Genomic DNA, 12,867 nt, shown 5'->3' with positions numbered 1-12,867 from the left:
GTTATTCTCTATTCAAAATTGTTGCACTCGCTTGGGCTGTTGGGTATACTATTAAATCTTCTATATTTACATGTATTGGTCTTGATATTACAAAATAAATTATTTCTGCAATATCATTTGCTTGTAGCGCATCAAAACCTTTATAAACATTATTAGCCTTTTCTTTATCTCCTTTAAATCTAACTTCAGAAAACTCTGTTTCTACCGCACCTGGATGAATTGCGGAAACACGAATGTTATGTTTATTCAAATCTATCCGCATAGCTTTATTTAAAGCATTTACAGCGTGTTTTGAAGCACAATAAACATTTCCGTTAGGATACACCTCTTTACCTGCTATAGAGCCTATATTTACCACAAACCCCCTATTGTTTTCAACCATTTTTGGAATAATAGCTTTTGATACATACAGTAATCCTTTTACATTTATATCAATCATAGCATCCCAATCTTCAATGTTTCCGTCTTGAATAGAACTCAAACCATGAGCATTTCCTGCATTATTAATTAAAATATCTATTTTCTGAAATTCAAACGGAAGAGAATCAATAGCTTTAAAAGTTGCCTCTTTATCTCTTACATCAAATTGTAGAGTTGTAACCTTTGTATATTTCCCCAATTCCAATTTTAATTGAGCTAACCTATCAGTTCTTCTACCGCAAAGTATTAATTGAATTTTATTCTTTGCAAAAATTTTTGCAGTAGCTTTTCCAATTCCTGAAGTTGCTCCTGTTATAAAAGCCGTTTTATGATTCATTTTCTTATAATTTTAACAACTATAAATATACAAAAAAACCGCTCCAAGGGGGAGCGGTTTTTTGCTAATTGGTTATTAACCCATAACCAATTAAAAATCAACTAACCAAACTTTATTTTAAATTTCTTCTAATTTTCGTTTTTCTTATTACTTTAGTTCGTTTTCGTCCTTCTTTACTTACATTATTTTTTAACGAACTATTTTTTAAATATTGAATAAATCCTTTTCCAGTAAATTCATATGTTGTTCCAGAATCTACGTGATACAAACTAATCTCTCCATCATTTATAACGCTCAATTCAAATTCTTCAGTACCGAACGAATCATAATGTAATGTTAAAATTTTTAAATTATCATAACCTTCAACATTAAACACTTCATAACCTCCTACATAATCCCAATAAATGTTTGCAATATTCGTGCCAACTTGATCTTGTGAAGAATAAAAAGTAGTTAAATTTTCAGGTGTAAATGCAAGGTAATTTTCATTATCAAATTCATTTATACTTCCGGCATCACTAACATATGATTTTTCCCAAGCATCATACTCTTGTAAAAAATATTCTATATTTTCATAAAATATTTGATCAAAATCAAAACTATAGTTTTGGTAACCTTCTAAATAGTAAGTTACATTATTGTAATTGTCTTTTAGCTTTATTCTATCATTTGAAACTTCAATAACATCAAAATCAAAATATCCATCTAATCCATGGTCTACTTCTAGAAAACCTCCATTTGTATTATAATATCCAATTTGAATACCATAACCACTTCCTGTTGAACCAATATCAACCAAATTATTATTAGCATATAAGTTACCATTTCTAAATGAAATTGTAAATGCTTTTGATAAAAAAGCAACATCTCCATTCCCTGTGGTTTTATTATAATCTATATACCATAAATCATAAGATGTTACTATATCTTCAAGAGTTACATAACGTGAATCATGAACATCGTCAATTACAACGCTACATGAAGCAATTGATACTCCTATTATTAAAGTTGCGAAAAGTAATTTTATTGATTTCATAATTAATTATTTTATGGGTTATGTACTAGATTTTTCAAAATCTATGCCAAAAACAATAAACCGATCAACAAGAATACATATCTTGTTGATTTTATGATACTTAAAGTTTTTTAAATATTATTATGAAGCAAAAAAAGCTTCTCAATATATATTGAGAAGCTTTTTATATTTTAATTTACAAATAAAATTAAATGTCTAATGCCTTAATTACTAATTCTCTTTTAATTATTAAGAGCCTCAGCACCTCCAACAATTTCTAAAATTTCATTTGTAATTGCTGCTTGTCTTGCTTTGTTATACGTAAGTAGTAAATCATTACGTAAATCTGTTGCGTTATCAGTTGCTTTATGCATAGCAGTCATACGAGCACCATGTTCAGAAGCAAATGAATCCCTTATTGCTTTATAAAGTTGTGTTTTTAAAGATTTAGGAATCAATTCTAACACTATTTCAGCCTTACTTGGCTCAAAAATATAATCTACATTTCCTTTAAATTCACCTTCAGCAGGAACAATAGGTAAAAACTGTTCTATTGTTTCAATTTGAGTTGCAGCATTTTTAAATTGATTGTAAATCAATTCTACTTTTTCATATTTACCTTCAGCAAATAAACTCATTATTTTTTCGGCAATAACAGCAACATTATTAAATGTTAAATCATCATAAATTTCATTATGATTTTCAATAACATTTTGTGTTTTAGATAAAAGATCATTTCCTTTTTTACCAATGGTTAACAAATCAACTTGCTTACCTTTAAAATTATCTTCAATGTTTTTAATAGAAGCTTTAATTACTGAAGAATTAAAACCACCACACAAACCTCTATTAGATGTAATTACTACTAATAATACTCTTGAAACTTCTTTTTGTTCAGAATAAACACCACCAACATCACTATCTAAAGTAGCGCTCAAACTTTGTAAAAGTTCGGTTAACTTATTGGCATACGGACGCATTTGCGTAATTGCATCTTGCGCTTTTTTCAACTTAGCTGCCGATACCATTTTCATGGCACTGGTAATTTGCATTGTTGAACCAATGGATGTAATTCTATTACGTATTTCTTTTAAGTTTGCCATTTATTTTTGGTATTAAGTGTAGAGTATTAAATTTTATTTAATGCTCTACACTAAAGTCTTAATTATGCGTATTTAGCTGAAACTTCTTTTGCTGCACTAGTTAAAGTGTCTATAACTTCATCAGTTAATTTACCAGCTTTTAAAATATCTAAAGTATCTCTATGTTTTGCATTCAAATATTGAATGTAATCACTTTCAAATTCTTTTACTTTTTCTACTGGAACATCTCTTAATAAATTTTTAGACCCTGCATAAATAATTGCAATTTGATCTTCAACTTTAAAAGGATCTGATTGAGCTTGTTTTAAAATCTCAACATTACGTTTTCCTTTTTCAATTACATTCATAGTTGCAGCATCTAAATCTGAACCAAACTTAGCGAAAGCTTCTAACTCACGGTATTGTGCTTGATCTAATTTTAAAGTACCTGCTACTTTTTTCATTGATTTTATTTGTGCATTACCACCTACACGAGATACAGAAATACCTACATTAATAGCTGGACGCACACCTGAGTTAAATAAATCTCCATCTAAGAAAATTTGTCCGTCAGTAATAGAAATTACGTTTGTTGGAATATATGCCGAAACATCTCCCGCTTGTGTTTCAATAATTGGCAATGCAGTTAAAGAACCACCACCTTTTATTAATCCTTGTAATGAATCTGGTACATCATTCATTTGAGAAGCAATAGTATCGTCATTAATAACTTTTGCTGCACGTTCTAATAATCTAGAGTGAAGGTAGAAAACATCCCCTGGATACGCCTCACGTCCCGGTGGACGGCGTAATAATAATGAAATCTCACGGTAAGCAACTGCTTGTTTAGATAAATCATCATAAACAATTAAAGCTGGTCTACCTGTATCTCTAAAATACTCTCCAATTGCAGCACCTCCCATTGGCGCATATACTTGCATTGCGGCAGGATCAGATGCATTAGCTGCAACAATTGTTGTATAAGCTAAAGCTCCTTTTTCTTCTAATAAATTTGCAATATTAGCAACCGTAGATGCTTTTTGACCAATTGCAACATATATACAATAAACTGGCTCACCAGCATCATAAAATTCTTTTTGATTGATAATAGTATCAATAGCAACTGTAGATTTACCAGTTTGACGGTCACCAATAATCAACTCACGTTGACCTCTTCCAACAGGAATCATAGCATCAACCGCTTTTATTCCAGTTTGTAATGGTTCAGTTACCGGTTCACGGAAAATTACACCTGGAGCTTTACGCTCTAATGGCATTTCATAAGTTTTACCTTGTATGGCTCCTTTACCATCAATTGGTTCACCTAATGTATTAACAACACGACCAACAATCCCTTCACCAACTTGTAATGAAGCAATTCTTTCAGTACGTTTTACTGTAGATCCTTCAACAATATTTTTAGAATGACCTAATAAAACAACACCTACATTGTCTTCTTCCAAATTTAGTACAATTGCTTCTAATCCATCTTCAAATTCAACAAGCTCACCATATTGAACATTTGCCAAACCGTAAACACGAGCAATACCATCACCTACTTGTAATACTGTTCCTACTTCGTCTAAGGATGCAGAAGCTTCAAATCCTGCTAATTGTTGTTTTAAAATTGCTGAAACTTCAGCTGGTTTTATTGACGCCATTTTATTTATTATTTAAAACTAAAATCTTATTTTTTTAATTTGAATATTAGCTTTCGCTTTCAAATTGTCTTTTTAATACTTGTAATTTATTAGATATGCTTGCATCATATTGAACATCACCAATACGCAATATAAACCCTCCAATAATATCAGGATTTACAACATTTTCTATTGTTGCTTCTTTTCCTGTAATCTCTTTTACTTTAGCTAAAACTTGTTTGTTTAAAACTTCTGTTAAAGGAACAGCTGAAATAACTTTTGCAACTTCAATCCCTTTAAGTTTATCAAAAAGTTCAGAGTATTTTTTTGCAACATCTTCTAATATTGATAATCGTTTATTATCAACTAACAAATCAATTACTCCAGAAGTTATATTTCCAATTTTACCAGAAAATACATCTTTCAATGTAGATTTTTTAAGCTCCGATTTTAAAACAGGACTGTTTAAAAATAATTGCAAGTCTTTATTTTCTTGAATGGTATTTACAACCAACACCATATCATCATTCACTTGAACTTCATTTTGTTGTTCAACTGCAAAACTTAATGCTGCTTTTGCATACCTTACTGCTGCTCTGGATCCGCTCATCTGTTAATTAGCTAATTGTTACTTCTTTTAACATTTCTTCAACAAGCTTAATTTGCTTATTCTTGTCTGATAATTCACCTCTAACAACTTTTTCAGCAATTCCAATAGATAACTCAGCTACTTGATTTTTAATATCAGAAATAGCTGCATTTTTCTCAGCTTGAATTGTTGCTTGTGCTTGTTCAACAACTTTATTTGCTTGTATTTGTGCTTCTCCTTTTGCTTCTGCAATAATGCCTTCTTTCATTTCACGTGCTTCTTTTAAAAGAGTATCACGTTGTGCACGTGCTTCTTTTAAAATACGCTCATTATCTGCATTTAAATTTTGCATTTCTTTACGCGCATTTTCAGCTTCTTCTAAGGCATTTTTAATACCTTCTTCTCTTTCGTTTACCGCATTTAAAATTGGTTTCCAAGCCATTTTTTTCAACAAGAAAACTAACAATATAAATATTGCTACTTGCCAAAAGAAAAGTCCAAAAGAAAATTCACTTATTAATTGTTCCATGATTTTTTTAATTATGTTTTGTTTAATTTAATAAAAAGCTACAACCAACCGTTATAGCCTTTTATTTTTAATTCTTAAGATGCGAATAAAGCTGCAAATGCAATACCTTCAATTAAGGCTGCTGCAATAAGCATAGCAGTTTGAATTTTACCAAAAGCTTCTGGTTGACGAGCAATAGCGTCCATTGCTGAACCACCAATTCTACCAATACCAATACCAGCTCCAATAACAATTAAACCTGCACCTACAATTCCTGGAATTTCCATAATATATAAAATTAATTAATTAAACATTCTTTTTAATGATCTTCGTGTTCTTCAGCTGCCGATCCAAAATATAGGGCTGATAACATTGTAAAGATATATGCTTGAAGTACCGCGACTAATAATTCTAGAATTGACAATACAAATGCCAATCCAAAGGATAATGGGCCACCAATCCAACTTTTAAAAATAAATATTAAAGCTAAAATACTCATTAACACTGTATGCCCAGCTAACATATTGGCATATAAACGAATCATTAATGAAAACGGTTTAATAAAAGTTCCAAATAATTCAATTGGTGCTAAAATTATTTTCATTGGCCAAGGAATACCTGGCATCCAGAAAATATGTTTCCAATACGTTTTTTTAGCAGTAAATGTTGTGATTAAGTAGGTTAAAATAGCCAACGCAAAAGTAACAGCAATATTACCAGTTACATTTACACCTAGTGGCGTTAAACCTAATAAATTTATAAACCATATAAAGAAAAATATAGTTAATAAATAATTCATATATCGCTTATAATGTTTTTCTCCAATGTTAGGAATGGCAATTTCATCTCTAATAAAAAGCACTAAAGGTTCAAAAAAACGTCCCATACCAGTAGCAATACCATTGTTCTTCGCATAAGATTTTGCCAAACTACTAAATAACCAAAGCATAAAAATTGCAATTATTAAAATACCTACAACACTTTTAGTGATAGATAAATCAAATGGTTTTGCGTTTGTTGGATGATGGTGTTCATCTAAATTTAACGCTCCATCAGCATTTGTTTTATAAATTTTACTATGGTGTAACTTATAGTAATTTCCATTATTTTCAGCTATCTCTTCACCGTGATGAAATTTAGAAGAAGAAAATACTTGAAGACCTCCATCCCACAAAATAATAGGCAGTGGAATTGTAAAACCAGCTCCCGTTTCTTTACTATGAAATAACGTAAATTCATGAGAATCTAGTAAATGGTGTTTAATGTCTGCTTTAATTTCAGCTCTTAAATCCACAGTGGAATCTGAGTTTTCTTCATGAACCTTTTGAGTAGTTTCATGTTGAGCGTTTACTGAAATTGTCATTACCAAAAATAGTAATGAAAGGGTTTTTATAATGTTAATTCTGTACATATCACTTTATTACTAGTGGTGCCTAAAAATATTTTGCAAATATATGTTTTTATATCAGAAACCAAAAACTATTTATTGAGATTATGGAATTCTAAATTTTTAGCGATTAAATCTTGTTATTCATTAATTTAACTAGGTAATATGTTTCAAAAATTAAACATATAAAATATGGCACTAAAAAAGAGGCTGCTTCAAGAGAATTTACGCTATCATCTAACTTATAAATAGGGTAAAAAAACAGAAAGAATACAGCAAATTTTATAAAACTACCTATCATAAATATAAACCCAAGTAAATGTTCAAATTTAGCCTTAAGCTTCACTAAGCTTCCAAAAATTAGAAATGCTAATAGTAAATTAACAACGTAAGCTAAAACAATTTGATTGTCAAATAATTGGAAGTTTAAAAAATGTAAAATGGTTAAATGAATTCCAAAAACTAAACATACTAGTAAAAATAATTTTACACAAAATAAAAGTATTGTTTTAATCATATTTATCGTTAATGTTTTTTAACTGCCTAATTACATTATATAATGATATGATTAGGGCAAATAAAATAGTAATAATTAAGAAAGTTTTATTTCCAGTTTTAAAATAGCCGTCCAACCATTTTCCAAAATAAGCCCCTAAATAAATAGTAATACCCATTTGAAAAACAACGCTTGTTAATTGCAGATACTTATTAAGCTGTTTTTTCTTTGATTTTTTTTCCATTTTGAAGTTCCTTAACAGTTCCTTTCATAGCACAGGTTGCATTAAACTCTGCTCCGGGCTCAACAGATAATTTTCCAATTACTACATCTCCAGAAATATTTGCTGTTGCTTTTAAAGTAAGTAAACTACTAACAATTAATTCTCCAGAAAACTCTCCTTCTATATCTGCATAATTGCATTCTACCTTTCCTTTTATACTTCCTGATTTACCAATAACTACTCTACCTAAAGTTTTTATTGTTCCTTCAACTTTACCATCTATCCTAAAATCACCTTCAGAAATTACATCTCCAACAATTGAAGTGTTTTTTCCAATTATATTACGTTCTAAAACTTGTGATTGTTTATCTTTTTTTTCTGAAAACATAAGTTCTTATTTAGGGTTATTTAAATTTTTGATTTAATTATCTCAATCATTTCAAGCGCTTTTTTGCCTTCTTCAGTATTTGGATAATTTGCAACAACGTAATCCAATGCAATTTTAAACGACTCTAATCCTTCTTTTTTACCAATTGAATAAGCCTTTAGCAATTCAAATTTAGGAACAATATCTTGCCCTTCAAATTTAGTAATAGCTATGTTAGCCTCTTTTAAAACTTTTTCAAATTTACCATCCTTATAATCATAAAACACCTTTGCATATTCACTTTCTGGAGCATTTCCATTTTCATTCTCCAATATTGAATTAGGGTTTAAAATTATTTTAGCATAAGGAGTTGAAGAAAAATTAGAAATGATATCCTCTTTTAAAACTTCAGCTCTTGAATTTTTTTGAGTTGAATAAATTTTAAATAAATGATACTTTGCAGGTGCTTCTAATTTTTTATCAGGATTAAATAACAATAAGCTTTCCAACTTTTTTGAAGCCAAATCCAATTCAGAAAATTGCTCTTTATAAATTACTCCTAATTTGTAATAGGCGTTGTTCCTTTCTAACCTTAAACTATCAATTTTTGATTCATTTGTAGGAATATTATCTAAATAGTATGATAGCTCATATTTTTTAGATTCATCTAACGTATTTATTTTTTTTGCTTCTACAGTTTCATTTACTTTAAAATTTAACTGTGCTTTATCACTAAGTCTCCAGTTTTCCTCTAGTGGTCTGTTTCCCCAAATTCGATTAAATTCTTGCTCTCCAAAACCTATTGTTTGCGTATTGTAAAAATACCATTTACCAGAATTACTTCCGTTCTTTTTAGAACCTAAATTATTTAAAAATCCACTTCCTGAATTTTTTACAGGTTCTTTTTTATTTTCATCTTCTGCTTTTAACTTTTCAATATGAGATGTAAAAAAGGCCGATTGTTCTTCTTTAGTCATTCCAACAATATGCAATATACTATCATTGGTTTTTGCAACATTTTCAAATAAAATTACATCATTTAAATTTGCTCGTTTTCTTGATAAACGTCTTATCCTTTTTGAGTTTTGACTTTCTGTAATTTCTAAAATACTATCATAATAAGCTCCCGCAGGTGCAAATTGTGCTTTCTCAAAATAATAATTTCCTGCAGCTTCAAAAGACAATTCTTTCTGTAATTTATTACCTTCATTAGCCAATAAAGATTCTTTGAAGTATTCTATAGCTTTCTCAGAGTTATTTTTAGCTTCAATTATTCCCAACTGATAATAAATTTCATCTAAAAAGGCCATATTAGACCTGTTTTTCACCATTTTTTCAAGAATCTCTTTTCCAAAAATAGGAGCGCCTTTTAAAATGTAATTTTTAGCTGTTTCAATTTTAGCTCTAACACTATATTTTCTTGGAGCTCTATTAAATTTTATAATATTATCAAAGGCTACATTTGATGAATCTATATTATTTTTTGCTTTATAAAGTTGTCCTATTATATACAAATTACGAGCAGTTTGCTCTGCATTTTTTGTAGATAATTGCGGCTTAATAACATTTTGTTTATTCTTAGTAATCATTGCTTTTACAATTACTATATTTTTATTAGTTATTAAAACCGATTTGTTTAAATGATGCAAGGCCAAATCTGTACTATCCAAACTCATATAAGCCATTGCTAAAGCTGTTTGGGCATCTTCAAAAATCTTTTGTTTTAAATATTCATCTTTTAAAAGATCTTTTAAGCTCTCAATTGCATTTTCTTCATTTCTTAACCTAATTTGTGTTTTAGCCCTCCAAATTATAGTCTCATTAATTAAACTAGCTCTCGGATAGTTCTTAATAACATAGTTAAATGCTTCCAATGCAGGCACAAACCTTTTAGAATAATACCTGGCTTTCCCAAGCAATAAATAGGCATCATCAATTTGTTTATTACGTTCTTGACGGGCAATAAGCATGGAGTGTTTTTGAACAGCTTTTACAGCTTTCTCTTCAGCTCTTTCAAACTCTTTAGGAGAAGTATCTTTATCAGCTGATATCCCTGAAGTATTAAACTCATCTACCTTTAATGGTTCAACAGGTAAGCGTTCCCAAAAATTATCTTCATAATTTTCGTTAAGTTGTTCTAGACCAATTCTAAGAGCCTCATGACCATTATATAAAATATTATATTTAGTATTAATAGAATGAAAATTTCTATTTAAAAACGCGTCTTTTTTTGTTGAACAACCAGCAACAATTATTATTAATAAAAAGCTAAAAAATGTTTTATATATAGTATTCAATTGTATTTAATTTTACATTCCCTTAAACTTATTATATATCTTATATATTGTAAAAGGTGTGTAAAAATACAAAATAAAGTGTATTTAATTACTTTACACAGAAAAATAGGCTTCCAACTCCTTTAATGTCTCTTCTGAAGTTTTAATATCTTTCACTACTTCACCTTTATCTAAAACTACAATTCTCTCACAAACTTCAGTAACGTGACCTAAATCATGGCTTGATATTAATACCGTTGCTCTACTGTTTTTAGTTAAATCTCTTAGAAGTTTTTTTAAGCGAATTTGTGTTGTTGGATCTAAATTAGCAAAAGGCTCATCTAAAATTACAACTTCTGGATCCCCTATTAAAGCCGCCACTATACCTGCTTTTTTTTGATTTCCTTTAGATAAATCTCGAAGATATTTTTTCTTCCCTATAATTTCATCATTAAAAATTTCTTCAAATTGTTTTAAAAATGAATCTATATCGGCCTTATTCATACCTCTTAGTTCTCCAATAAAATAGAAATATTCTTCAGGAGTTAAATACCCTATTAAAAAGCTTTCATCAATAAATGCAGCTGTAAACGGTTTCCATTCTTCACTTTTATTAACTTGAATTCCATTATTTATTATGCTACCTGTGGTTGGATTAATAAGATCCAATAGTAAATTAAAAAATGTGGTTTTTCCAGCTCCATTATTCCCCACCAAACCAAATGCTTGTCCTTTTGGAATTTCTAATTCTGTGATTGATAAAACAGTATTTTTATTATATTTTTTTGAAAGATTAGATACTTGTATCATGGTATTTTAAATTTAATCAGTTAGTTAGATTGGTCAAATGCGCTAATCATATTATATTTAGATTGTAAATATTTTTTGGTAATAAAAGTCATTATTTTTTGATGAAAAACCACGCCAATGATACCTAAAATAATTAGAGTTGCTACTGCCGCCTCAAAACCTAACGTAAAATAAGGCAATAAGAAAATAAGAACAGGCACAAACAGCAAAGGAAAACCTACTATCCATTGTACAGCTCCAGTTCCTTGATAATTAAATGCGGCACGCTGTGTTAAGTCTATTTTTTTTCGATTAAATGATCCTGCATATAGCAATATATATACGTTTATTCCTAAATTATAAATTAATGTAGCAAAGTGAACTACTAATATTTTCCATCCAAAATATACATACGGTATACTTAAAACAAACATTAAAATACTCACCATAATCATTAATGAATATTTAGAATTTAAATACTCTTTGTATTTAATATTCTGACTCATTAGTAATTTATAATAACCACTATCCCAAGCTGGAATAAATTGACCAAAATTGATCATAAATATTCCTGTTACAAAGGTTCCAACAAAAACGTACAACCATTCCTTATCTGCATACATTTCTTGTGGATAAAAAAATAGACCGTACAACAAACCAATTGCTAAAATAAAAATGGAAGATCGCGGACGCTTATTTCTGGTAATAAGTTTTAAATCTAGCTGTAGAAATGGAGCAATAGAACCAAACTTTCTTGTCCATTCCATAGTTGTTGTAGATGCTTCTTCTGTTTTAGATTTCACAGATTCATCTACATATAATTTTTTTCGAAGAATTTGATAATTCACAAGGTAAATAGCAACTAAAAGAACAATTGGAGCTATAATAAATAATGGATTTTCAACAATAGCATTCATTGTTGATCCTATTAAAGATGCAAATGAAACTATTTCAAAATGGTTTAATGCAAATAATACTGAAGCAATTAAAATTATTGGTAAAAAACTCAATTCAGTTTCAGCAGACTTACTTTCAATAATAAAATTTAAATAATTAATTACCAATGTAAAAATTAGCATTGTTGCAATCCAAACAAAGCCTGTAGTTATCCCATGATTATTTATAATAAGCATAATTCCAAAGGGAATTACAGCAAACAACGGCAGGAAATTAAAAAATGATAAAGCAGATTTCTGCAACACATAGTTTACAATTTTTCTTCGTTTTAATGGAAGAATTAAAAATGGTTTAATATTCATTACAGGTAATTTCTGCAAGAAAAAACGCATCATTAAGTCTGATAAAAACCAAAAAAATAAAATTCCATTTACAATTGTTAAAGGATCTTTATCTGGAAATTTATCTTCTAAAACTGGATAAATGGCAATTCCCATTATTAAAAAGGAAACCATTAAATACAATGCAAAAAAGCCAAGCAAAATATTTAATGCAATGCTTTTTTGCCAATATGATGAACGAAAAAATTGTTTCCATTCAAAGCTTGCAAAATGTTTAATCATAATGTTTGGTTTGTGATTGATTGGTATATAAGTGTAAAACTATTGATTTTTGTTACAGTTTAAAAATTAAGTTTTTAAAATTAAGTTATATATTTCATATTGCTGTTCTAAATATTCTTCCCCTTTACTTAGTGAAATTTAGAAAGCATCATTAAAAGAAATATATTTTTCTGTTTCAAAATATAAACTAATAGCTCTAAACTAAATTTAGGATTCAC

General features: G+C 29.0%; 13 protein-coding genes. All 13 read right to left on the bottom strand.

The window, feature by feature from the left end; translation table 11 throughout:
• Position 1: 1 nt before the first annotated feature.
• On the bottom strand, positions 2-757 hold the full coding sequence (locus DAD81_RS05135; protein WP_111707163.1) for an SDR family NAD(P)-dependent oxidoreductase: 756 nt from the start codon (positions 755-757) through the stop codon (positions 2-4).
• 112 nt (positions 758-869) lie between these two features.
• Positions 870-1,793, bottom strand: a complete 924-nt coding sequence (locus tag DAD81_RS05130) for a hypothetical protein (protein WP_111707162.1) — start codon at positions 1,791-1,793, stop codon at positions 870-872.
• A 221-nt stretch (positions 1,794-2,014) separates the two neighbouring features.
• The gene (gene atpG / locus DAD81_RS05125) at positions 2,015-2,875 is read right to left on the bottom strand and encodes an ATP synthase F1 subunit gamma (protein WP_111707161.1); all 861 of its coding nucleotides are present in this window, start codon (positions 2,873-2,875) and stop codon (positions 2,015-2,017) included.
• A gap of 62 nt (positions 2,876-2,937) precedes the next feature.
• Complete coding sequence (gene atpA, locus DAD81_RS05120) at positions 2,938-4,515, bottom strand: F0F1 ATP synthase subunit alpha (protein WP_111707160.1); 1,578 nt, start codon at positions 4,513-4,515, stop codon at positions 2,938-2,940.
• Between the two features lie 46 nt (positions 4,516-4,561).
• A complete protein-coding gene (atpH, locus tag DAD81_RS05115) occupies positions 4,562-5,104 on the bottom strand; it encodes an ATP synthase F1 subunit delta (RefSeq protein WP_111707159.1) in 543 nt (180 codons plus the stop codon).
• A 7-nt stretch (positions 5,105-5,111) separates the two neighbouring features.
• Positions 5,112-5,612 (bottom strand): F0F1 ATP synthase subunit B, encoded by a 501-nt coding sequence (locus DAD81_RS05110; protein ID WP_111707158.1) that lies wholly within the window; start codon positions 5,610-5,612, stop codon positions 5,112-5,114.
• 74 nt (positions 5,613-5,686) lie between these two features.
• The gene (atpE, locus tag DAD81_RS05105; protein WP_168814679.1) at positions 5,687-5,878 is read right to left on the bottom strand and encodes an ATP synthase F0 subunit C; all 192 of its coding nucleotides are present in this window, start codon (positions 5,876-5,878) and stop codon (positions 5,687-5,689) included.
• Between the two features lie 32 nt (positions 5,879-5,910).
• The gene (gene atpB, locus DAD81_RS05100) at positions 5,911-7,002 is read right to left on the bottom strand and encodes a F0F1 ATP synthase subunit A (protein ID WP_111707156.1); all 1,092 of its coding nucleotides are present in this window, start codon (positions 7,000-7,002) and stop codon (positions 5,911-5,913) included.
• A 485-nt stretch (positions 7,003-7,487) separates the two neighbouring features.
• Positions 7,488-7,718: an AtpZ/AtpI family protein gene (locus DAD81_RS05090; RefSeq protein WP_111707154.1), complete on the bottom strand. Its 231-nt coding sequence runs from the start codon at positions 7,716-7,718 to the stop codon at positions 7,488-7,490.
• Complete coding sequence (locus DAD81_RS05085; RefSeq protein WP_111707153.1) at positions 7,687-8,085, bottom strand: bactofilin family protein; 399 nt, start codon at positions 8,083-8,085, stop codon at positions 7,687-7,689. Before DAD81_RS05085 ends, DAD81_RS05090 begins: the two co-directional genes overlap by 32 nt.
• Before the next feature lie 20 nt (positions 8,086-8,105).
• A complete protein-coding gene (gene porW / locus DAD81_RS05080) occupies positions 8,106-10,361 on the bottom strand; it encodes a type IX secretion system periplasmic lipoprotein PorW/SprE (protein WP_111707152.1) in 2,256 nt (751 codons plus the stop codon).
• Between the two features lie 93 nt (positions 10,362-10,454).
• On the bottom strand, positions 10,455-11,150 hold the full coding sequence (locus DAD81_RS05075) for an ABC transporter ATP-binding protein (protein ID WP_111707151.1): 696 nt from the start codon (positions 11,148-11,150) through the stop codon (positions 10,455-10,457).
• Positions 11,151-11,170: 20 nt separating this feature from the next.
• Positions 11,171-12,649 (bottom strand): DUF5687 family protein, encoded by a 1,479-nt coding sequence (locus DAD81_RS05070; RefSeq protein ID WP_111707150.1) that lies wholly within the window; start codon positions 12,647-12,649, stop codon positions 11,171-11,173.
• Positions 12,650-12,867: the final 218 nt, after the last annotated feature.

Origin of the sequence: Lutibacter citreus (genome assembly GCF_003260195.1) — a bacterium.
Lineage (GTDB): Bacteria > Bacteroidota > Bacteroidia > Flavobacteriales > Flavobacteriaceae > Lutibacter > Lutibacter citreus.
Note: the sequence above shows the minus strand (reverse complement) of the source record. Positions and strands in the feature narration are given on the sequence as shown.